This window comes from Candidatus Methylomirabilota bacterium (genome assembly GCA_035260325.1).
GTDB lineage: Bacteria > Methylomirabilota > Methylomirabilia > Rokubacteriales > CSP1-6 > AR19.
The window spans coordinates 1-20604 of record DATFVL010000272.1 but is presented as its reverse complement, the minus strand read 5'-3'; the positions used below and the strand labels follow the sequence as shown (position 1 = coordinate 20604).

Annotated in this window: 22 protein-coding genes; 14 read left to right on the top strand and 8 right to left on the bottom strand. The window is 71.1% G+C overall.

The genetic code is table 11. From position 1 onward, the window contains the following. Positions 1-5: 5 nt before the first annotated feature. The 5 genes from VKG64_17465 (at position 6) to VKG64_17445 (ending at position 4253) form a co-directional block, all read left to right on the top strand. Positions 6-1277: a CinA family nicotinamide mononucleotide deamidase-related protein gene (locus tag VKG64_17465; protein ID HKB26827.1), complete on the top strand. Its 1272-nt coding sequence runs from the start codon at positions 6-8 to the stop codon at positions 1275-1277. 7 nt (positions 1278-1284) lie between these two features. Further along, on the top strand, positions 1285-1830 hold the full coding sequence (locus VKG64_17460; protein ID HKB26826.1) for a carboxymuconolactone decarboxylase family protein: 546 nt from the start codon (positions 1285-1287) through the stop codon (positions 1828-1830). Between the two features lie 10 nt (positions 1831-1840). Next, positions 1841-2665 (top strand): amidohydrolase family protein, encoded by an 825-nt coding sequence (locus VKG64_17455; protein HKB26825.1) that lies wholly within the window; start codon positions 1841-1843, stop codon positions 2663-2665. Positions 2666-2687: 22 nt separating this feature from the next. Continuing rightward, entirely contained in the window at positions 2688-3785 is a 1098-nt protein-coding gene (locus tag VKG64_17450) for a Zn-dependent alcohol dehydrogenase (GenBank protein ID HKB26824.1), read from the top strand. A gap of 114 nt (positions 3786-3899) precedes the next feature. Continuing rightward, complete coding sequence (locus VKG64_17445) at positions 3900-4253, top strand: aspartyl protease (GenBank protein HKB26823.1); 354 nt, start codon at positions 3900-3902, stop codon at positions 4251-4253. Positions 4254-4280: 27 nt separating this feature from the next. Here the strand turns inward: VKG64_17445 and VKG64_17440 are convergent, their stop codons facing one another. The 5 genes from VKG64_17440 to VKG64_17420 all read right to left on the bottom strand — a co-directional run bounded on the left by VKG64_17440 (position 4281) and on the right by VKG64_17420 (position 8911). Further along, positions 4281-5135 (bottom strand): LLM class F420-dependent oxidoreductase, encoded by an 855-nt coding sequence (locus tag VKG64_17440; protein ID HKB26822.1) that lies wholly within the window; start codon positions 5133-5135, stop codon positions 4281-4283. After that, the gene (locus VKG64_17435; GenBank protein ID HKB26821.1) at positions 5132-6049 is read right to left on the bottom strand and encodes an NAD(P)-dependent oxidoreductase; all 918 of its coding nucleotides are present in this window, start codon (positions 6047-6049) and stop codon (positions 5132-5134) included. The genes VKG64_17440 and VKG64_17435 overlap by 4 nt, the downstream gene beginning before the upstream one ends. A 68-nt stretch (positions 6050-6117) precedes the next feature. Then, complete coding sequence (locus VKG64_17430; GenBank protein HKB26820.1) at positions 6118-7416, bottom strand: TRAP transporter large permease; 1299 nt, start codon at positions 7414-7416, stop codon at positions 6118-6120. Continuing rightward, a complete protein-coding gene (locus VKG64_17425; GenBank protein ID HKB26819.1) occupies positions 7413-7886 on the bottom strand; it encodes a TRAP transporter small permease in 474 nt (157 codons plus the stop codon). Before VKG64_17425 ends, VKG64_17430 begins: the two co-directional genes overlap by 4 nt. Continuing rightward, a complete protein-coding gene (locus VKG64_17420) occupies positions 7883-8911 on the bottom strand; it encodes a TRAP transporter substrate-binding protein (protein HKB26818.1) in 1029 nt (342 codons plus the stop codon). Before VKG64_17420 ends, VKG64_17425 begins: the two co-directional genes overlap by 4 nt. A gap of 148 nt (positions 8912-9059) precedes the next feature. On the opposite strand from VKG64_17420, the gene VKG64_17415 reads away from it, so the two are divergent. Genes VKG64_17415 through VKG64_17405 form a run of 3 tightly spaced genes read left to right on the top strand, consistent with a single transcriptional unit; the run spans position 9060 to position 13383 of the window. Further along, positions 9060-10712, top strand: a complete 1653-nt coding sequence (locus tag VKG64_17415) for a thiamine pyrophosphate-dependent enzyme (GenBank protein HKB26817.1) — start codon at positions 9060-9062, stop codon at positions 10710-10712. Further along, positions 10709-12160, top strand: a complete 1452-nt coding sequence (locus VKG64_17410; GenBank protein ID HKB26816.1) for a chlorohydrolase family protein — start codon at positions 10709-10711, stop codon at positions 12158-12160. Before VKG64_17415 ends, VKG64_17410 begins: the two co-directional genes overlap by 4 nt. Before the next feature lie 8 nt (positions 12161-12168). Further along, positions 12169-13383, top strand: coding sequence for a CoA transferase (locus tag VKG64_17405; protein ID HKB26815.1), 1215 nt, complete (start codon positions 12169-12171; stop codon positions 13381-13383). Here VKG64_17405 and VKG64_17400 read toward each other — a convergent pair. Continuing rightward, positions 13380-14591 carry an amidohydrolase family protein gene (locus VKG64_17400; protein HKB26814.1) on the bottom strand — a complete coding sequence of 404 codons (1212 nt, stop codon included), beginning with the start codon at positions 14589-14591 and terminating at the stop codon, positions 13380-13382. The genes VKG64_17405 and VKG64_17400 overlap by 4 nt on opposite strands. 59 nt (positions 14592-14650) lie before the next feature. Between VKG64_17400 and VKG64_17395 the strand changes: the two genes are divergently transcribed. The 5 genes from VKG64_17395 to VKG64_17375 all read left to right on the top strand — a co-directional run bounded on the left by VKG64_17395 (position 14651) and on the right by VKG64_17375 (position 18386). After that, positions 14651-15535 carry a hypothetical protein gene (locus VKG64_17395; GenBank protein HKB26813.1) on the top strand — a complete coding sequence of 295 codons (885 nt, stop codon included), beginning with the start codon at positions 14651-14653 and terminating at the stop codon, positions 15533-15535. A gap of 3 nt (positions 15536-15538) precedes the next feature. Then, complete coding sequence (locus VKG64_17390; protein ID HKB26812.1) at positions 15539-16006, top strand: hypothetical protein; 468 nt, start codon at positions 15539-15541, stop codon at positions 16004-16006. Positions 16007-16093: 87 nt separating this feature from the next. Continuing rightward, entirely contained in the window at positions 16094-16504 is a 411-nt protein-coding gene (locus VKG64_17385) for a MerR family transcriptional regulator (GenBank protein ID HKB26811.1), read from the top strand. After that, a complete protein-coding gene (locus VKG64_17380; GenBank protein ID HKB26810.1) occupies positions 16489-17682 on the top strand; it encodes an MFS transporter in 1194 nt (397 codons plus the stop codon). The genes VKG64_17385 and VKG64_17380 overlap by 16 nt, the downstream gene beginning before the upstream one ends. Continuing rightward, a complete protein-coding gene (locus VKG64_17375; GenBank protein HKB26809.1) occupies positions 17679-18386 on the top strand; it encodes a PIG-L deacetylase family protein in 708 nt (235 codons plus the stop codon). The genes VKG64_17380 and VKG64_17375 overlap by 4 nt, the downstream gene beginning before the upstream one ends. Here VKG64_17375 and VKG64_17370 read toward each other — a convergent pair. Together VKG64_17370 and VKG64_17365 are read right to left on the bottom strand one after the other, a co-directional pair. Then, positions 18371-19123, bottom strand: coding sequence for a glucose 1-dehydrogenase (locus tag VKG64_17370; protein HKB26808.1), 753 nt, complete (start codon positions 19121-19123; stop codon positions 18371-18373). The genes VKG64_17375 and VKG64_17370 overlap by 16 nt on opposite strands. A 16-nt stretch (positions 19124-19139) precedes the next feature. Then, positions 19140-20006: an aldo/keto reductase gene (locus VKG64_17365; GenBank protein HKB26807.1), complete on the bottom strand. Its 867-nt coding sequence runs from the start codon at positions 20004-20006 to the stop codon at positions 19140-19142. A gap of 77 nt (positions 20007-20083) precedes the next feature. Here VKG64_17365 and VKG64_17360 point away from each other — a divergent pair. After that, on the top strand, positions 20084-20604 hold a 521-nt coding region (locus tag VKG64_17360; GenBank protein HKB26806.1), incomplete at its 3' end, for an SDR family NAD(P)-dependent oxidoreductase.

The window sequence follows — 20604 nt, the reverse complement described above, 5'->3', positions numbered from 1 at the left end:
TCGCAATGAGGATCGAGGTCATCTGCACGGGCGACGAGGTCCTGACGGGGAAGATCGTCAACACCAATTTCGCCTACATCGGCCAGAAGCTCGAGGATGTGGGGCTCTCGGTCCGGTGGGAGACGACGGTCGGCGACGATCGGGAGTGCCTGCTGCAGGCGTTCCGGCTCGCGGGGGAGCGCGCCGACGCCGTCATCGTCAACGGCGGGCTCGGCCCCACGGTGGACGATCTGTCCCAGGAGGTCGCCGCGCAGGCCGCGGGCGTCGAGCTCGTGCTCCACGAGGACTGGCTCGCACGGATGGAAGATTTTTTCCGCCGGCGGAGCCGCGTGATGCCGCCGAACAACCGGAAGCAGGCCATGCTGCCGGCCACCGCCGAGGTGATCGACAACCCGATCGGCACCGCGTGCGGCTTCGCGCTCGACATCGGCCGGGCCCGCTTCTTCTTCACGCCGGGCGTGCCGCGCGAGCTCCGCCGGATGCTCGAGGAGCAGGTCATTCCGCGGCTCCTCGCGAAGAGCGGCCTGCAGACGGTGATCCAGCTGAAGCGGTTCCACTCGTACGGGCTCGGCGAATCGCACGTGGACGCCCTGCTCAAGGGCGTGGAGGAGCTCGTCCCGGACGGGAGTGTGAAGCTCGGCTTCCGCGCCCACTACCCGCAGCTCGAGACCAAGCTCACGGTGCGCGGCACCGACGCGGACGACGTCCGGAGGAAGCTCGAGCCGGTCGAGCGGGAAGTGCGCAAGCGCCTCGGCAACTTCATCATGGCCGAGGACGATCAGACGCTCGAGGGCGTGGTCCTCGGCGAGCTCGCGAGCCGTCAGGGCACGCTCTCCACCGTGGAGACGTTCACGGGCGGCCAGATCGCCGCGCGCATCGCCCACCTGCCGCGCGCCGAGCGGGTCTTCCGCCGCGGCGTCGTGGCGCGCGAGCTCGCCGAGGTGTGCGCGGCGGTCGGTCTCGAGGGCGCTCCCGCGACGGGCGAGCCCACGCGCGAGACGGCGGAGGCCGTCGCGCAGGCGGCGCGGCGTCACACCGGCGCCACGCACGCGCTGGCGGTCCTGATCGCCCTCGACGAGGGCCCGGACCGGATCGAGTTCGGCGGGACCGTGTGCCTGGCGATCGCGACCGAGGACGACGTCGCCTCCCGGCGCAGCCGCATCCTCGGCGGCCGCGAGTGGCTGCGCCTGGGGGCGGTCGAGCTCGGCCTCGACTGCCTGCGCCGCTACCTCCAGAAACTGCCCGTGTACGAGCGCACCGACTTCGAGAAGACGTGAGGTGATCATGGCAAGGCTGACGCCCATCACGAGCAAGAACCAGGTGGCCGCGAAGGATCAGGCGATCGTGGACGGCATCGTCAAGAGCCGCGGCGCGCTCCAGGGACCGTTCACGATGTTCCTCCACTGTCCGGAGCTGGCCGGCCGAGTCGCGCATCTGGGCGCCTTCGTCCGCTTCGAGGGCTCGCTCGACATGCGCGTGCGGGTGCTCGCCGCAATGACGGTCGCGCGCGAGCTCGACGCGGTCTACGTGTGGGGCGCCCAGACAGGCCAGGCGCGGAAGCTCGGCGTGCCCGAGGGGACGATCACGGCCGTCCGCGAGAAGCACGCGCGCGGTCTCCCGCCCGAGGACGCCCAGATCGTGGAGTTCACCCAGCAGCTCATCAGACAGCACAGGGCCGACGCGGCGAGCGTGAAGGCGCTCCAGAAGCGGTTCGGGGACGACGGATTCATTCAGCTCACCGGAGCGATCGGGTACTACAGCATGCTGGCCATGACCGTCAACGCCTGCGAGCTGGAGGCGGGCGCGGGCCAGGAAGTCCTGAAGGTCTAGGGAGGACACCGTGCTGATCGTCGACGCGCAGGTCCACCTCTGGTCGGGCGGCAAGCCGACGAACGCGAACCACCGGCAGGTGCCGGCCTTCACGGCGGACGATCTGCTGAAGGAGATGGACGAGGGGGGCGTCGATGCGGCCGTCGTCCATCCGCCGACGTCGTGGGATCCGAACGCCAACGAGCTGGCCGTCGAGGCGGCGCGCCGGAATCCGAACCGGCTCGCGATCCTCGGGAACTTCCCGCTCGACCGCGCCGAGAGCCGCGCGCTGATCGACACCTGGAAGCAGCGACCGGGGATGCTCGGCCTGCGCTTCACGTTCCTGCAGCCGCACCAGAAGACGTGGCCGACGGACGGCACGATGGACTGGCTCTGGCCCGCCGCCGAGCGCGCCGGGCTGCCGGTGGCGCTCCTCGCCGCCGAGTTCATGCCGAAGGTCGCGCAGGTCGCCGAGCGGCATCCGCGGCTCAAGCTCATCATCGATCACCTCGGGCGCTCCTCGCCGGCCATGAAGGACGACGCGGCGTGGGCGAGCCTTCCCGAGATGCTGGCGCTCGCGAAGTACCCGAACGTCGCGATCAAGGCGACCGGCGCGCCGAGCTATTCGAGCGAGCCGTATCCGTATCGCAACATCCACGATCATCTCCGCCGGATCCACGACGCGTTCGGGCCCGAGCGGATGTTCTGGGGCACCGACATCACGCGGATGCCGTGCTCGTGGCGCCAGTGCGTGACGATGTTCACTGAAGAGCTTCCGTGGTTGTCGGCCCGTGACAAAGAGCTGGTCATGGGCCGCGCCGTCTGCACGTGGCTCGGCTGGAAGCTCCCGGGTTGAGTCGGAAGGCGAGGAGGTCGCCATGGAGATGATGGCCGCGGTCTTCCGGAAGCCGCACGAGCCGCTCACGATCGAATCGGTCGAGATCGACAAGCCGTGGGGCCGTGAGGTCCTCGTCCGCACCGCGGCGACGGGCGTCTGCCACAGCGACCTCCACGTCGTCGATGGCGTGGGCCGGTGGCCGCTCGATCAGCCGATCGTCCTGGGACACGAGGGCGCCGGGGTGGTCGAGGCCGTGGGCACGGACGTGACGACCGTGCGGCCCGGCGATCACGTCGTCGCGTGCCTCTCCGGCTTCTGCGGGAGCTGCGAGCAGTGCCTCGGCGGCCATCCGAATCTCTGCACGGGCGGGCTGGTCACGCGCGGGAAGGGGGCGCCGCCGCGCCTCTCGCAGAAGGGCGCGCCGCTCCGACAGTTCATCGGCGTCTCGAGCTACGCCGAGCGCATGCTGCTCCACGAGAACTCGGTCGTGAAGATCGATGGGGACCTGCCGCTCGACCGCGCCGCGCTCGTCGGCTGCGGCGTCCTCACCGGCGTGGGCGCCGCGCTCCGGAGCTCGGGGCTCGAGGCCGGGCAGACCGTCGCCGTGTTCGGCTGCGGCGGCGTGGGCCTGGCGATCGTTCAGGGCGCGCGCATCGGCGGCGCGCGGCAGATCATCGGCGTGGACGTCTTCGACTCGAAGCTCGAGATGGCGAAGCGAGTCGGCGCCACGCACGTCGTGAACAGCGCGAAGGACGATCCCGTCAAGGCGGTGCGCGCGCTCACCGGCGGCGCCGGCGTCGATCACGCCTTCGAGGCCGTCGGCAACACGACGCTGGTGCGGCAGGCGATCGAGAGCCTCGCGATCCGGGGCACCGCGACGATCGTCGGCGTCCTGCCGCCGGACGCGAAGATCGAATTCCCCTGGATGGCCATCCGGCCCGAGTGCCGGGTGCAGACGTCGCGGATGGGCTCGAACCGCTTCCGCGTCGACATCCCGCGCTACCTCGAGTTCTATCGCCAGGGGCGGCTCTTGCTCGACGAGATGGTCACCCGCCGGGGACGGCTCGACGACATCAACGAGGCCTTCCGCGCGATGAAGGCCGGGGAAGTCGCGCGCACGGTGCTCGTGTTCGACTGAGGTCGCCGTCGGAACACGGCGTCAGGTGCCGTCTCCGAATGGAGACACGACACGCGAGTCGCGCTCCACTACAATGGCGGGTGGAGAGACGCGGGCGATGCGTGGAGCGATGCGGTGGGACTGACGTACGTCGAGGGCGTGGTCACCGGGCCCTCGGGCGCCTCGCGTGCGGTGCGGTTCATGGTCGACAGCGGGGCCAAGTACAGCCTGCTCCCGCTCGCCGACTGGCGGGCGATCGACCTCGCGCCGAAGCGCCGCATGACCTTCGCGCTCGCCGACGGGACGCTGATCGACCGCGACGTTTCCGAGTGTCACATCGCGCTGCCCCAGGGCGAGGCGCACACGCCCGTGATTCTCGGCGAAGCCGGTGACGAGGCGCTGCTCGGCGTCGTCACCCTCGAGATCCTGGGCTTCGTCCTGAACCCATTCAACCGGACGCTGCAGCCGGCCCGGCTCCTCCTCGCCTGATCCTCGCGCTTGGGGGCGCGGCGCCCATCAGGCCTTGAGGCCGAGGGCGCGGCCGGCCTCCGCGGCGAAGCGCTCGAGCGCCGGCGCGTCCATCTCCGGGCGCGGCCGCAGGATGAGCCGATCGACCCCGGCCGCGGCGTACGCCTCGCGCGTCGCCTTGTCCGGGACGTCGTAGCCCGGCGGCGTGATGCTGATCTCGAGCGTGCCCAGCTCCGCCGGCCGCGCGTGCGTCCGCCCCGCCTCGCGCAGCGCGGCCACGCACGTCCGCGTCTGCGCCACGTCGAGTCCGAACCCGTACCAGCCGTGACCCTGCGTCACCGCGCGGCGATACGCCGGCGGCGTCCGTCCGCCCACGACGATCGGGATCGGCGTCTGCACCGGGCGCGGCATCGCCTGGACGCCGTCGAACGAGACGTACGGGCCGCGATGCGACGGCTTCGGTTGCGTCCACACCGCGCGCATGGCCGCGAGGTAGTCGTCGGCGACGCGACCACGCTCGGCGAACGGCACGCCGACCGCGCGCATCTCCGGCTCGCACCAGCCGACGCCGAGGCCGAAGACGACCCGGCCCTTCGAGAGCACGTCGAGGGAGGCGAGCTGTTTGGCAAGCACGACGGCCTGGCGCTGCGGCAGGATGATGACGCCGGTGGCGAGCCGGACCCGCGACGTGTGCGCCGCGAGGAAGGTGAGCGCGACGATCGGGTCGAGCAGCCGCATGTCGGGGGCCATCGGACGCCCGGCCACCGGCGGATCGGGCAGCACGACGTGGTCGGCGACCCAGAGCGACTCGAAGCCGGCGGCTTCGGCGGCCCGGCCGAGCCGTGCCGCGGCGTCGGGGTGCGCGCAGCCGTGCAGGTTGACGGAGTGGAGCCCGACTTTCATCGCGCGTCGCCCTTCCGCGGCGCGCCGCGCGGCACCTGCACCGCCGCCAGGCGCTCGATGATCGTCAGGACCACGCTCGTGTCCTGCTCGCCGAGCCCGGCCGCCAGCGCGGCCTGCTGGTAGCGCTGGGCGACGTTCGCGAAGCTGACGGGCACGTGGAGCTCCTTCGCGATGGTGGTGAACGTCTCGAGGTCCTTGTTCATCAGGGCCACCTTGAAGCCGGGCTCGAAGTCGCGCGGGATGAGCGCCTTCGGGATGCGCTCGAGCGCCTTGCTGCCGCCGCTGCTCGCCTTGACGACCTCGTAGATCGTCATCGGGTCGAGCCCCGCCTTCACGCCGAGCACGAGCCCCTCCATCATCGCGACGCCGTTCACGCAGGCCATCATGTTGTTGATCGCCTTCACGGTGTTGCCCGCGCCGACGGGGCCGACGTGGAAGATGTTCGGGCCGATGGCTTGGAGCACGGGCTTCGCGCGCGCCAACGGCTCCGCGTCGCCACCGACCATGATCGCCAGCGTGGCGGCGCGCGCGCCGCTCACGCCGCCGCTGACGGGCGCCTCGAGGAAGTGGACGCCCCGCGCCTTGGCCCGGGGCTCGATCTTCCGGGGCGTCGAGGGCAGCACGCTGCTCAGGTCGATCAGGATGGTCCCGGGCCGGGCGCGGTCCACCAGGCCGCCGGGCTCGAGGTAGACGGCCTCGACGTCCGGAGACGCGGGCAGCGAGGTCAGGACGATCTCCGACTGCTCCACGACGTCCGGCGCCGAGCCGGCGCGCCGCGCCCCGGCCGCGATCAGGTTCTCCATCGCCTTTGGGTTGGTGTCGAAGACCGTCATCGCGAAGCCGGCCTTCACCACGTTGGCCGCCATCGGATTCCCCATGTTCCCGACGCCGATGAACCCTACCGATAGGCCCATGTCCTTCCTCCTCGCGGCTCGACGGTCAGCGTCCCGAGCTCACAGCCCGGGAGGATAGCACCAAGCGGTCATCGCATCATGCTCGGCAGCCACAGCGAGAGCCAGGGGAACGCGACCAGGATGGCCAGGCGCACGACGTCGGCCCACATGAACGGCAGCACGCCGCTGAAGATGGTCGCCGTGCTCACCTCGGGGATCAGGGTCCGGAGTACGAACATGTTCATGCCGACGGGCGGGCTGATCAGGCCGATCTCGACCACGCACACGATGATGATGCCGAACCAGACCGGGTCGAACCCGAGGTGCACGATGACCGGGAAGAACACCGGGATGGTGAGGAGGATCATCGACAGCTCTTCCATCGCCGTGCCGAGCACCACGTAGATCGCGCAGATCGCCGCCACCACCATGGTCGGGGTCAGGTTGAAGCGCGTGACCCAGTCCCTGAGATCGTCCGGCATCGTCGTGATGTTGACGAACTCCGCGAAGATCAGCGCGCCGATCAGGATCATGAAGAGCATGGACGTGGTGCGCGCGCTCTCCAGCAGGGCGTCGTAGAGCGTCCGCCACGTGAGCGCGCGGCGCGAGAGCGCGAAGACCATGGCCCCGAACGCGCCCATCGCCGCGCCCTCGGTGGCGGTGAAGAACCCGCCGTAGATGCCGCCCATGACGAAGAAGAAGAGCACGGCCACCGCCCACACGTCCTTGAGGGCGCGCAGGCGCTCGCGCCAGGTCGAGCGCTCGCCCGGCGGGCCCGAGCGCGGATCGCGCCACGTCATGTACTGGACGGCGCCGCACAGGAGGATGGCGCCGACGATCCCGGGCAGGATCCCGGCCGCGAACAGCTTGCCGATGTTGGTCTCGGTGAAGATGCCGTAGATGACCATGATCGTCGAGGGCGGGATCATGATGCCGAGCGTGCCGCCGCCCGCGACCACGCCCGCGGCGAGCCGGTCGGAGTAGCCGAACTTCTTCATCGACGGATACGCCACCTTCGCGAACGTGGCCGCGGTCGCGATGGACGAGCCGCAGATGCCGCCGAAGCCGGCCGACGCCCAGATGGTCGCCATGGCGAGGCCGCCGCGCAGGTGGCCGATGAACGTGTAGGCGGCGCGGAACAGCTCCTGCGACATCCCCGCGCGCGTGACGAAGTTGCCCATCAGGATGAACAGCGGCACGACCGAGAGCGTGTAGTTGCGTCCGGTCTCGTACAGCTTGGTCTGGACGGTGGCGAAGGCCACCGCCCAGTTCCAGTCCCGCATGTAGGCGTAGCCGACGAAGCCGACGATCGCCATCGCGAACGAGATGGGCACGCGCAGACAGCAGATCAGCATCATCACGGTGAGGCCGACGAGGCCTTCGATCATCGGCGCGCGACGATCTTCCAGGCGTGCATCACGCCCGCGAGCGCGAGCGTGACCGCCATGAAGTATACGAACGGCCCGTACACGATGCGCAGGACGTCCGTGGCGTCGCGATAGCCCCAGATGCGGTCGGCCTTCCGCCAGACGAGCCACGCGAGCAGGAACATGAACGCGGCGCTCACCGCCTGCACACCGCGCTGGAGCCGGCGCCGGGCGCGCGGGCCGAGCACGCGGTCGATGAAGTCCATGACGGCGTGCTCGTCGGCGAAGGACACGAGGGGGAGCCCGGCGAAGATCAGGACCACCAGCATCAGCTCCGTGACCTCGAAGGCCCCGCGGACCGGACGGCGGAAGACGTAGCGCCCCACGACGTCCACCACCGTGAGGAGCATCATGGCCAGCAGGACCGCGGAGGCGGCGGCGCCGAGGAGCGCGTCGGCGTGCCGCCTCCACCGCTGGTCGGAGGCGTTCACTTGCCGGCGGCGGCCTTCTTCAGCTCTTCACGGAACTCCGCGAGGATGTTCGCGGCGTCCACGCCCCTGGCGCTCGCCCGCGTGATCCAGTCGTCCACGATGGGCGCGGAGCGCTTCTTCACCTCCGCCACGAAGGCGGGGTCGGCGTAGACGATCTTGACGCCGGACTTCTTCAGCGCGTCCATGCCCTTCCAGTCGGCCTCGTCCCAGGACTGGCCGGCGTGACGCGCGATCCACTCGCCGGAGATCTTCTCGATCGCCTCTTGGTCCCGCCGGGGCAGCGTGTTCCACTTGTCCTCGTTCATGAAGAAGCCGAAGGCCGAGCTGTACATCCCGCCCGGGAAGAGCGTGGCCTGCTCGAGCACGGTGTCGAGCTTGAAGGAGATGATCGACTCCAGCGGGAAGAACACGCCGTCGGCCACGCCCGAGCTGAGCAGCTCGTACGACTCGGGGGCGGGCTTCACGAACGCGGACGCGCCGATCGCCTTGGCCACCGCCTCGGCGACGCCGCCCCCGGTGCGGATCTTCAGACCCTGCACGTCGCCGATCCCGTGGACCGGCCGCTTGGTGAACATCTGGCCGGGGCCGTGGGTGAAGACGCCCAGGAGCTTCACGCCCTTGTACTCGCCGACCTTCTGGAAGTATTTCCAGTGGATGCGCGAGTACGCGATCGAGTTGACGAGCGCGGTCTCGCCGCCGCCGGGCAGCTCCGGCAGGAGCGGCATGATGTGCCGCGCCGGCGTGTAGCTCGCGGTGACGTACGAGAGGTCCACGAGGCCGTCCCGCACGGCGTCGAACGTGCCGGACGGGGCCGAGGGATGCTTCGGCAGCATCCGGAACTTGACGCGGCCGCCCGTCACCTTCTCGACCTCGTTGGCCCAGCCCTGCAGCACGACGGCGGTGATGTGGTGCGTCGGCGACACCCACGACGACATCGTGAGCGTGGTCTGCGCGCTCGCCGGCTGCGCGGCGGTGACGGTGCCGCCGACGAGCGCGGCGAGGATCAGGCGCCTCACGTTCGACATGTGGTCCTCCAATGGCGGACACGGCGGTCCGTCGCGCGGGGTAGTGTATCAGCAGGCGCCGCGCCCGGGGGGGCCGGTCTCGCGAGTGGTCCTTGACAGGGCCCGCGTCGCCGGGGTACGGGAGACGAGATCGACGAGGAGGAGGTCCATGAAGGTCAAGGCGGCGAACGGCTTCGCGCGGATCCTGAAGGCCGAGGGCATCCCGTGGGTGAGCTGCTATCCCACCAATCACGTGAACAACGCGCTCGGCGAGGAAGGCGTGCCCATCCTCATGATGGGCGAGGAGCGGTTCGCCGTCGCGGTGGCCGACGCGTTCTCGCGCGTGACCTGCGGCAGGCAGATCGGCGTCTGCACCGTCATGGCCAACCTGAACGCCGCCGGCATCCAGATGGCCTACGGCGCCATCGGCCAGGCCTGGGAGGATTCGTCGCCGCTCCTCGTCATCGCCGAGGGCGTGGGCCAGGGCGCGAGCCGGCACACCCACTACGACATGGCCTCGGCGTTCAAGTCGGTGACGAAGTGGGTGGGCCGGGTGGACCGCGCCGAGCTCGTGCCCGACTACGCGCGCCGCGCCTTCACCCACCTCCGGTCGGGCCGGCCCGGTCCGGTCCTGCTCATCATCCCGCGCGACCTCGGCGAGTACGAAGAGGACGAGCACCCCTACGCGCCGGTGAAGGGCTGGCGCTCCGGTCCCGATCTGGACGACGTGAAGGCCGCCGTCAAGGCGCTGCTGGCCGCGCAGGACCCGCTGCTCTACGTCGGCGAGGGCGTTCTCTACGCCGACGCCACGAGCGAGCTCCTCCGGTTCGCCGAGCTGGCGAAGCTGCCGGTGCTGACGACGCTGAAAGGGAAGAGCGCCTTCCCGGAGAACCACCCGCTGTCGGTGGGCGTGCGCGGCTCGCTGGCGGACCATTTCCTCAGGAAGGCCGACCTCCTGTTCTCGATCGGCTCGAGCCTCTTTCCCAACCGGTTCAGCCACGCCGTGCCCGACCCCGGCAAGAAGACCATCGTGCAGTGCACGGTGGACACGCTCGACATCAACCGGAGCTACGAGACCCGACTCGCCGTGATCGGCGACGCGAAGCTGACCCTGCAGGCGCTCGTCAACGAGGTCAGCGCCCGGACGGGCGGCGGGCGCAAGAAGCCGGAGGTCGTCGAGGAGATCCGCGCGGGCAGGCAGGAGTTCGCGGCGAAGTTCCGCCCGCTGATGGACTCGGACGAGAGGCCGATCAATCCGTACCGGGTGATCGGCGATCTCATGAAGGTCCTCAACCCCAAGGCCTCGTTCGTCACCGGCGACTCCGGGAACACGCGCGACCAGATCAGCACGGTCTACGAGGCCCAGATCCCGCGCGGCTTCCTCGGCTGGGGCAACGTCTCCACGCTGGGCTTCAGCCTCGCCGGCGCCATCGCCGCCAAGCTCGCGTATCCGGAGCGGCAGTGCGTCCACATCACCGGCGACGCCGGCGTGTGCTACATGATGGGCAACTTCGAGGCGGTGGCGCGCTACAAGATCGGGATCACGACTCTCCACATCAACAACGGCGGCTACTCGGGGTACGGGCCGGGCTTCTGGGGCGCGGGTCACGATCCCTACACCTGGAAGGTGTCCGACCACTCCGCGGCGTGCATGGCGAACATGGCGAAGGCGGTGGGGTTCTACGGCGAGGACGTGAGCGAGCCGTCGCAGGTGATTCCCGCACTGAGGCGCGCGTTCGACGAGAACGCCAAGGGCCGGCCGGCGTTCCTCGAGTTCATCTGCTCTCACCATCCAGTGCACGGGGGCTGGGTCAGGCCATGAAGACGCTCATCGAGGGCGGCTGGGTCGTCGCATTCAACGGGACCGGGCACGAGATCCACGAGCGCGGGAGCGTCGTCGTCGAGGACGACCGCGTCCTCTACGCCGGCGGGCCGTACACGGGCCCGGTCGATACGCGCCTGTCCGCGCGGGGCAAGCTCGTCTCGCCGGGGTTCATCAACACTCACGTGCACACGGCCGGCAACGGCGGGGATTACCTGCTGCTCGACATGGCCAAGAACGACTACCGCACCGCGAACTACATGAGCTTCGCCGCGCCGCTCAAGGGCAAGATGACGCCCCCGCCGGCGGACGCGGTGGCGGCGCTCCGCGCGTTCGTGTTCCTGCACGCGTTGAAGCAGGGGACCACGACCGTCATCGACGTGGGCGGGCTCCGCGGGGACTGGGAAGGCTACGCGCGTCTCGTGGACGACCTCGGCGTGCGCGTCTACGGGAGCCCGCCGTTCCGCGACCGCGACACGTACATGGACGCGCGCGGCCGGCTCTACTACGACGAGGACACCGCCGCCGGCCAGCAGCGCCTGCGCGAGGCCGTCGACTTCGTGCGCAAGTTCGACGGCGCGGCCCAGGGGCGGCTGCGGGGCATGCTGAACGCGGCGCAGGTCGAGACGTGCAGCGAGCCGCTGCTCCGGGCCGGCAAGGACGCGGCGCGCGAGCTCGGCGTGCCGATCCACACCCACGCGGGCGGCAACCTCATCGAGTTCGAGCGGATCATGGAGGAGTACCGGAAGACGCCGGTGCAGTTCCTGGCCGACATCGGCTTCCTCGACGACCGCACCCTGCTCGGCCACGCGGTCTTCACGACGGCGCACCCGTGGCCGCGCTACCCGTTCGGGGACGACCTGCGTGTGCTCGCCGACACCGGGGCGACCGTCGGCCACTGTCCCTACAAGTACGCCAAGATGGCGATGACGCTCCATTCCTTCCAGCGCTACCTCGAGGCCGGCGTGAACGTGGCGCTCGGCACCGACACGTACCCGATGGACATGGTGGCCGAGCTGCGCTGGGCCTCGATCCTGGCGAAGGTCACCGACGCGAATTACCAGGTCGGCCTGCCACGCGACGTCTTCAAGGCGGCGACCCTCGGCGGGTGCAAGTTCCTGCGTCGGACCGATCTCGGCCGGCTGGCCCCGGGCGCCAAGGCCGACATCGTGATCATCAACCTCGACCACCTCGGCGCAGGCGTCTACGCGGATCCGATCAAGGCGCTGGTGGACGGCGCCTCGGGCCGGGACGTGGACACGGTCATCGTGGACGGCAAGGTCCTCGTCCAGGGCGGGCGGACGACCCGTGTCGACGAGGACGAGGTGTACGCGAAGGCCCGACGTGCGATCGAGCACGCGTGGGGCCTGGTTCCCGGATGGCGCTGGGACGGCGCGACGGTCGAGCGGATCGTTCCGCCGGCCTTTCCCATTCACCGCGCGTGCTGAGGCGAGCCGTGCCCCGCCTCCTCGACGGCATCCGCGTCATCGACGCGGCGAGCTTCATCGCCGGCCCGGTGGCCGCGACCGTCATGGCCGACTTCGGCGCCGACGTCATCAAGGTCGAGCCGCCCGGGGGCGACGTCTGGCGCGTGCGGGGCGCCGGCTATCCCCCGAGCCCGTACAACTTCCCGTGGATCGTCGACAACCGCAGCAAGCGCGGCGTCGCGATCGACCTCCGCGCCGAGGACGGGCAGCGGGTGCTGCATCGCCTGGTGAGCGGCGTGGACGTGTTCGTGACGAACGTGCCGCTCGAGGGGCGGGCCCGCCTGCGCGTGCGCTACGAGGATCTCGCGCCGCTGAACGAGCGGCTGATCTACGCGTCGGTCACCGCCTACGGCGAGACGGGCGACGAGGCGGGGCGCCCCGGCTTCGACAGCACCGCCCTCTGGGCGCGCACGGGGCTCATGGACCTCGTGCGCCCGTCGCCGGACTCGCCGCCCGCGCGCTCGCTGCCCGGCATGGGCGACCATCCCACCGGGATGTCGCTCTTCGGCGCGATCATGGCGGCGCTCTACCAGCGCGAGCGCACGGGCCGGGGCGGCATGGTGTCCACGTCGCTCATGGCCAACGGGCTCTGGTGGAACGCGGTCGCGGTGCAGGGGATCCTCTGCGGCGCGCGCACCGAGCCGCGGCCGCCACGCGAGGAGTCGCTCAGCGCGCTCGCCAACCTCTATCGCTGTCGCGACGGGCGCTGGTTCATCGTCACCGTGACCGGCGACGAGCGGCGGTGGGAGCCGTTCGCGTCCGGGATCGGCCGCGGCGATCTCGTCGCCGACCCACGCTTCGCCACGCGGGAGAGCCGCCGGGCGAACGCCCGCGCCCTCACCGCGATTCTCGACGCGGTCTTCGCGACGCGCGACTGGAAGGAGTGGCAGCCGATCCTCGAGGCGACCGGCGTCGCGTTCAGCGTCGTCGGCACGCTCGACGACATTCCGGGCGACGCGCAGATGCGGGCCAGCGGCGCGCTCGTGCCCCTCGAGGATCCCCGCGCGGGCGCCCCGCTCACGGTGGCGAGTCCTATCTGGATCGAGGGCCAGGAGAAGGTCCCGCCCCGGCTCGCGCCGGCCGTCGGCGAGCACACCGTGGAGGTGCTGCGCGCGGCCGGCTTCGCCGACGCGGAGATCGAGCGGCTGCGCCGCGCCGGCGTCATCGTCCAGGCGGGCGCCTAGGGCGCCGCCCCCAGGACCTTCCGGCCCATCGGCGTGTCGCCGAGGCCGAAGAACGCCAACATGTTGCCGGCCGCGATCTTGAACGCCTCGTCCGCCGGCACGCCGGCGAACAGCCGCTCGGCGAACGGCCGCGTGTTCGGCCAGTCGCACTCGATGTGCGGGAAGTCGGTTGCGAACATGATGTGGTCCACGCCCAGGTGGTGACGGAGCTCGACCGCCACGCGCTCGACGTGCTGCACGCTGAAGGAGATGTGCTGCCGGACGTAGTCGCTGGGCCGCTGCTTCAGCGGCTTGAAGTTCAGGAGGCGCTCGGCCCAGTGGCGGTGCCGCTCGTACCAGTAGTCGGCCTCCTCCATCCAGAACGGCACCCAGCCGAGCCGCGTCTCGGCGAAAAAGATTTTCAGGTCAGGCAGACGATCGAAGACGCCGGACAGGGTCAGCTGGGCGAGGCTCATTGCCGGCGCCGTGCCGAGGAACGGCAGCGCCACCCACTCGACGATCTTCCGCGGGCCGAGCTTGGCGACGATCGCGGGATCGGCGCCGGGGTATTCGAAGGTGGGCTGGGCCGCGCGCGGTCCGAGACGATCGAAGGCGACGTGCACCGTGAGCGGCATCCTCATGTCGATCGCCGCGGCCCAGAACCGGTCGTCCTCGGGCGTCGGATACGACTTCCCGCTCGGGAACACGCCCAGGTTGACGCCCCGGAGCCCCAGCGCCGCGCAGTGCCGGAGCTCGGCGATCGCGTCGTCCACGTTCGTCCACGGGATGACGCCGAGGCCGATGAGCCGGTCGCGCGAGACGGGGACGTACTCCTCGCCGAGCCAGTCGTTGTAGGCGCGCACCACGGCGCGGTACACGTCGTCGTCCCCCATCGCGCGCCAGAGGCGGGGGCCGACCTGCATGTTCGGGAAGAGGACCTCGGCCTCCAGGCCGTCCAGGTCCTGCTCTTTGAGGCGCTGCTCGGGCGGGCCGACGCCGGCCGTGTCGTCCACCGTCACGCCGAACGGCTGCCACGTCTCGTTGGTCCTGCCGGCCCGGAGATCGAGAAAGGGCACGGGATACGGCGGCTGGCCCTCGACGACGATCGCGTCGCCGCCGTCCGGAAGCGTGATCGTCCGCGGCGCGCGGTCCCGATACTTCGCCGGCATGCGCGGGGTCCAGCGCTCGGGACGGACCTCGAGGTGACCGTCGCTGGAGATCAGGACCATTGGCCGGCTCCTTTCCGTCGGGTGGCCGCGAGTGTACCATCGCCTCGCCGGCGCCACTGATGAACCCACGCGACGCGCGCTCGCCCATCGTCGTCGCGCGCGACCGGGAGCTGCACGTCCGCCTCGTGGAGCTCGCGCGCTCGCCGCGCATGGTCTTCGTCGCCGGCATGCCGGGCACCGGCAAGAGCCTCGTGATCCACCAGCTCGCGCACCTCGCCGCCGCCGCGGGGCGCGTCGTCCATCTTCTCCAGTGGGACGTGGTGCGTCCGGTGTTCGAGGCGGGCGCGACGGGCCGGCGCTATCCGCAGGTGGACGGCGTGACGCACGCGATGGTGCGCAAGGCCGTCGGGCTCTGGGCGCGCCGGGCGGTGGTCGAGTGGGCCCGGCGCTGTGCCGCGGCGGAGCACCTGCTCATCGGCGAGGCGCCCTTCGTCGGCGGCCGGCTGATCGAGCTGGCGCGCCCGGCGGACGACGCCACCGAGCCGCTCCTCACCGCGCCGTCGTGCCGCTTCGCGCTCCCCGTGCCGTCGGCCGAGGTGCGGCGGCACCTCGAGGCGGAGCGCGACCGCCGGACCGCGACGCCCGTGCACCCCCGCGAGCGCGAGGACGCCCCGCCGCAGGTGCTCCGGGACCTCTGGCGCGAGCTGGTCGGCGTCGCGCGCGCGCTCGGCATCGTGGACGTCCTGCGCGGCGACGGGGCGCCCTATGACCCGTCGCTCTACCGGCGCGTGTACGCGGCGGTGCTCCGCTATCGCCACGTGGACGTCATCGGGCTCGAGACCGTGCTGCCGACGGCGACGCTCTCCGTCTACGACTTCGCGGTGTCGTGCGCCGAGCTCGTGCCGCGCGAGGAAGAGGCGAGCGCGGCCGTGCGGGAGGCCGAGGCGCTCCATCCCGATCCCGCCGCGCTCGCGCGGGACGTCGAGCGCTGGTGGGAGGTGTAGGCCATGCGACGCGCCTGGTACGCGGGCGTGATCGCGGCGCTCGCGCTCTACGCCGGGTCCGACGCGCTCGCGCAGTCGTTCTGCTCGGACCTCGACCGCGTGGTGCGGCTCGCGCGCACGCGATTCTGGTCCATCCGCGACGACACGAACCGGCGCGAGCCGAAGACGCCGGTCACGCAGCGGTTGCCGGGCGCTTCCGAGTGCTGGTATCACGACGCGTCCCAGTCCTACTGGTGCGCGTGGGAGGTCGCCGCGGCCGAGCGCAGGAGCCGGGTCGAGCGGCTGGCGGGCGACATCGGCCGGTGCTATCGGGTGGAGCCCGCGTGGGACGACAAGTACGCCGACGAGACGAGCGCCTACCTCGACCTGCCCGACGCCGTCGCGATCTACGTCAACGGCGCGGGCCGGACGGTCGAGGTCTCGATCGCGTCGCGCTCGCCCCTGCCGGATCCGTACCCGCAAGCGCCCTGAACCGACGACCGCCTCGACGCCGCGCTTGACCTTCCAGTGGGTGGAAGGTCTAGCGTGACCAGGAACCGAAGTCAGGGAGGCCCGACGATGACGCAGGCGCTGACCATTGGCCAGCTCGCGCGGACGACCGGTGTGCCGTCGAAGACCATCCGTTATTACGAGCAGGTCGGAGTTCTACCGCCGCCGGCCCGCACGCCGGCGGGGTACCGGCAGTATGCCCGGCGGGGTGTCCACCGGCTCCTGTTCATCCGTCGGGCCCGTGCGCTAGGGCTGTCGCTCCAGCACCTCAAGACGCTGGCCGCCGCGCTTGACGGTGGGCCGCGCGGTGCCGTGCGTTCCCGGCTGCGCGAGGTCGTCCGTGCACAGCTGTCGGCCGTGCACGCGCAGCGGGCGGAGCTCCAGCGCCTCCAGCGGCAGCTCGAGCAGGTGCTGCGCCGGTTGCGAGCGCCAGGACGCAGGGTGGAGGCCGCGGCGGGTTGCCGGTGTCTCGGGACCTGACGCGGCGAGCGCCGATCGCGGTGCTGGCCGCCGCGTTCCTCTTCAACGTGGGTCAGGGCGCGCTTCGTCCGTCGCTGCCGCTGTACCTCCAGCAGGTCTTCGCCGCGAGGTACCAGATGGTGACGCTGATCCCGGTGGTCTTCGGCGCCGGGAAATGGGTCGCCAGCCTGCCGACCGGCCATCTGCTCGACACCGTCGGGCGGCGCCCCTTCATGACGTGCGGGCTGCTCGTGATCGCGCTCTGCGACGTCGCCAGCGTCATGACCTCCGCCTACGGCGTCTTCCTCGGCCTCCGCGCCCTGGCGGGCGTGGGCTGGGCCATGTTCGGGACGGCGGCGACCACGACCATCGTCGATGGCCGAGCGTCCTCGCGTCGCGGGCGGGTCGTCAGTCTCCTGTTCATGAGCGAAACGCTCGGGCTGTTGCTCGGCAGCCTGGGGGGCGGCTGGCTGTATCAGGGCGTCGGAGCCGCGAGCCCGTTCGTCTTCGAGGCGGCCTGCATGCTGGTGGCAAGCGTCGTGCTGGCGCGGACGGCGTTGCCGCCGGCCGAGCCCGCGGCAGCGGTCTCGCGAGGCGCGGGCGGTTCACGCCCGCTCGCGACCGTGCTCCGGATTCCCGGTGTGCTCCTCATGGGCTTCACTAACGCCGCGCTGATAGCCGTACAGACGGGACTCCTGGTCTTCCTCTTCCCGCTCCACCTGGTCAACCGGGGGCACATGAGCCCGGGCACCGTCGGCCTCGTCGTCGGCCTCGGCGTGCTCGGCCGGCTCGTGGCGCTGTGGCTCGGTGGTAGTGTCTCGGACCGGAGGGGTCGCATGCGCGTGTTGATCGGGGGTCTGGTCGCCTTCGCCGCGCTGCTCGCGGGTCTGACGTTCCTGACGAATCCCGTCGCGCTCGGCGTCGCGAGCCTGGCGATCGGCGGCGCGGCCGGCCTGGTGACGGCGCTGCCCACGGCGCTCATCGGGGATCAGGTTCCGCCGCCTCTCCACGGGGTGGCGATCGGCTGGCTCCGCACGATCACGGATACCGGTCAGATCCTCGGCCCGCTGCTGCTGGGGATGCTCGCCGATGCCATGAATCTCTCCGCGGCGTTTTTCGCCGGCGCAGCGTTGCTGGCGGCGACGGCGTGGCAGTGTCGCCGCCGAGCCGGCGCGATCGCCGCCGCGACGCACCCATGACGGATGCGAGCGAGCGCGTCATGGTCGTGACCGCCCACCCCGACGATCCCGAGTTCGGCGCGGGTGGGACCATCGCGAAGCTGGTCAAGGAGGGCCGCAAGGTCACGTACGTCATCGTGACCAGCGGCAACAAAGGCTCGGGCGACCGCGCCATGACACCCGAGCGCCTGGCGCTCATCCGGCGGGACGAGCAGTGGAACGCCGCCCGGGCGCTGGGCGTCGAGCACGTGGAATTTCTCGGCTACGAGGACGGCGAGGTGGAGGACACGCGCCGGCTACGGCTGGACGTCACGCGCCAGATCCGCCGGTGGCGGCCCGCGCTGATCATCACGCAGAGCCCGAGCCGCACGTATACCAACTTCTTCGGCTGGCATCGCGACCACCGGACCACCGCCGGCGTCGTCCTTGACTGCGTCTACCCGCTCGCCCGCGACCACCTCTCGTTTCCGGAGCTCCTCCCGGAGTACGAGCCCCACGCGGTGCCGGAGGTGCACCTGATCCAGTGGGAGGCGCCGCGGCTCGTCGTCGACATCACGGACACGATGGACCTGAAGCTCGGGGCGATCGCCTGCCACGCGACCCAGGTCGGCGACCTCAAGGCGGTGGAGACCCGGGTCCGGGAGCGCGCGGCCGCCCTCGGCAAGACGAAGGGCTGCGCCTACGCCGAGGGCTTCGACCGCGTTCGGTCTCACACGGCGAGGTAGCCGCCGTCCACGGCCAGCTCGGCCCCGGTGATGTACGACGCCTCGTCCGAGGCGAGGAACAGCACGGCGTAGGCGACCTCCTCCACGCGGCCCTCGCGCTTCATCGGCACGAAGCGCAGCGTCTTCTCGCGCCAGGCCGGGTCGCCCGACAGCTTCGAGGTCCGCATCGGCGGCATGATGCCCGGATGCACCGAGTTGACGCGGATGCCGTCCTTCGCGAACTGGACCGCGGCCGACTTGGTCATCGCGCGCACGGCCCCCTTCGAGGCGTTGTAGCCCATGTGGATCTTGTCCTGGCCGACGATGCCCGAGATCGAGGAGATGTTGACGATCGAGCCGCCGCCCGCCCGCTGCATGGCGGGGACCGCGTGCTTCATGCCGAGGAAGACGCCTCGCGCGTTCACGCCGAGGAGCGTGTCCCAGGCCGACGTGCTCAGCGTGTCGGGGTCGAACGTGCCGCTGATCCCGGCGTTGTTGACGAGGACGTCGAGCTTGCCGAAGCTCGCGACCGCGGTCTTGACCGCCTCCTCCCACTCGGCCTCGCGCGTGACGTCGAGCTTGACGAAGCGCGCCTGCCCGCCCGCGCCGGCGATCTTGTCCACGACCTGGCGGCCCTCAGTCTCGAGGAGGTCGCCGACGACCACCTTCGCGCCCTCACGGCCGAAGATCATCGCCTCGCTCTGGCCCATGCCGCTCGCCCCGCCCGTGATGAGCGCAACCTTGCCCGCGAGTCGCATACCGCACCTCCTCTCGTTACGTGGACAGGCCGAAGAGCGACGTCATCCGCGTCGCGCCGAGCATCGCCCGCATCTCCTCGTCGGCGGGGCGGCGCTCGAAGCGGCTCGCGGCGTCGAGGACCTTCGGCAGGAGCGTCAAGTCGCCCGCCGTGTTGAGGAACACGCCGGGCACGCCGAGGGCCCAGTGCACCGCCCGGTCGATGTCCGCCTGGTCCTCGAGCGGCTGGTACCACGTGGTGTGCGTGCGGTCGGCCGCGGCCCACGGCCCGCGCGCGATGGACTTGATGACCTGGACCGCGACGTTGCGCTCGCGGCAGATCGCGAGCACCTCCTCGAAGCTCCGCCGGTAGCGCTCGTCCTGCGCCATGAAGAAGTTGTACGGCAGCAGCACCGTGTCGAAGTCGAAGCGCGCGAGGCTCCGGCGGTGCGTGGCGGCGATGGTCCAGCCGTGGCCCGTCACGCCGACGAACCGCGCGAGGCCCTGCGTGCGCGCCTCGACCGCCGCCTCGAGCGCGCCGCCGGGCCCCATCGCCTGGTCCCAGTCGTCCGGGTGGCCGAGCGAGTGGAGCTGGATCAGGTCCACGTGGTCCACGCGCAGGCGCTCGAGCGAGCGGTGGATGTCCTCGCGCGCCTCGCGGGCGCCGCGGCTCCCGGTCTTGGTCGCGAGGAAGAAGTCCTTCCGGTGGCGCGCCATCCACGGGCCGATGCGCAGCTCCGAGTCGCCGTAGCGCGCGGCGGTGTCGATGTGGTTGACGCCGTAGCGGAGCAGGAGCTCCAGCGCGCGGTCGGCGTCGGCCTGGCTCGCGCGGGCCAGCGCCGCGCCGCCGAACAGGGTGACCGAGCTCTCGTGGTCGGTCCGTCCGAACGGTCGTCGCTCGAGCATGGGGCGCCCTCCGCCGTGACAGCATAGCCGAATTTGGCCCTTGACCGCGGCGTCGCGCGCGGTGTAGTTGGGCGGGGATGCGACTCCAGGGGAAGATCGCGCTCGTCACCGGGGCCCAGCAGGGGATCGGGCGGGCCATCGCGCTCGGGCTCGCCCGCGCCGGTGCGGACGTCGGGATCAACTACCTCGACGACCGGCCGGCCGCCGAGAAGGTGCTGGAGGAGGTCCGCGCCGCCGGGCGGCGGGCGGTCGTCGTCCAGGCCGACGTGGGGCGCCCCGCGGAGACCCAGGCGATGGTCGCGCGCGTCGCGGGCGAGCTGGGCGGGCTCGACGTCCTCGTCAACAACGCGGGCGTCTTCCCGCGCGTGCCGTTCCTCGAGATGCGCGAGAGCGACTGGGACCTCGTCCTCGACGTGAACTTGAAGGGCGGGTTCTTCTGCGCCCAGGCGGCGGCGCGCGCGATGCTCGCCGCCGGCCGGCGGGGCTCGATCATCAACCTGGCGTCCCAGGCCATCCGGGGTTCGGTGCGCGGCGTGCACTATTCGGCGAGCAAGGGCGGCGTGGTCGCGATGACCCGCGCGATGGCGCTCGAGCTGGC

Bases quoted from the DNA above. Each gene is read 5' to 3' on its own strand.
- VKG64_17460 (HKB26826.1), top strand. From the start codon at position 1,285: ATGGCAAGGCTGACGCCCATCACGAGCAAGAACCAGGTGGCCGCGAAG.
- VKG64_17385 (HKB26811.1), top strand. From the start codon at position 16,094: ATGACGCAGGCGCTGACCATTGGCCAGCTCGCGCGGACGACCGGTGTG.
- VKG64_17400 (HKB26814.1), bottom strand. From the start codon at position 14,591: ATGGTCCTGATCTCCAGCGACGGTCACCTCGAGGTCCGTCCCGAGCGC.
- VKG64_17365 (HKB26807.1), bottom strand. From the start codon at position 20,006: ATGCTCGAGCGACGACCGTTCGGACGGACCGACCACGAGAGCTCGGTC.
- VKG64_17370 (HKB26808.1), bottom strand. From the start codon at position 19,123: ATGCGACTCGCGGGCAAGGTTGCGCTCATCACGGGCGGGGCGAGCGGC.
- VKG64_17395 (HKB26813.1), top strand. From the start codon at position 14,651: ATGAACCCACGCGACGCGCGCTCGCCCATCGTCGTCGCGCGCGACCGG.
- VKG64_17430 (HKB26820.1), bottom strand. From the start codon at position 7,416: ATGATCGAAGGCCTCGTCGGCCTCACCGTGATGATGCTGATCTGCTGT.
- VKG64_17390 (HKB26812.1), top strand. From the start codon at position 15,539: ATGCGACGCGCCTGGTACGCGGGCGTGATCGCGGCGCTCGCGCTCTAC.
- VKG64_17415 (HKB26817.1), top strand. From the start codon at position 9,060: ATGAAGGTCAAGGCGGCGAACGGCTTCGCGCGGATCCTGAAGGCCGAG.
- VKG64_17410 (HKB26816.1), top strand. From the start codon at position 10,709: ATGAAGACGCTCATCGAGGGCGGCTGGGTCGTCGCATTCAACGGGACC.
- VKG64_17450 (HKB26824.1), top strand. From the start codon at position 2,688: ATGGAGATGATGGCCGCGGTCTTCCGGAAGCCGCACGAGCCGCTCACG.
- VKG64_17465 (HKB26827.1), top strand. From the start codon at position 6: ATGAGGATCGAGGTCATCTGCACGGGCGACGAGGTCCTGACGGGGAAG.
- VKG64_17375 (HKB26809.1), top strand. From the start codon at position 17,679: ATGACGGATGCGAGCGAGCGCGTCATGGTCGTGACCGCCCACCCCGAC.
- VKG64_17440 (HKB26822.1), bottom strand. From the start codon at position 5,135: ATGAAAGTCGGGCTCCACTCCGTCAACCTGCACGGCTGCGCGCACCCC.
- VKG64_17420 (HKB26818.1), bottom strand. From the start codon at position 8,911: ATGTCGAACGTGAGGCGCCTGATCCTCGCCGCGCTCGTCGGCGGCACC.
- VKG64_17435 (HKB26821.1), bottom strand. From the start codon at position 6,049: ATGGGCCTATCGGTAGGGTTCATCGGCGTCGGGAACATGGGGAATCCG.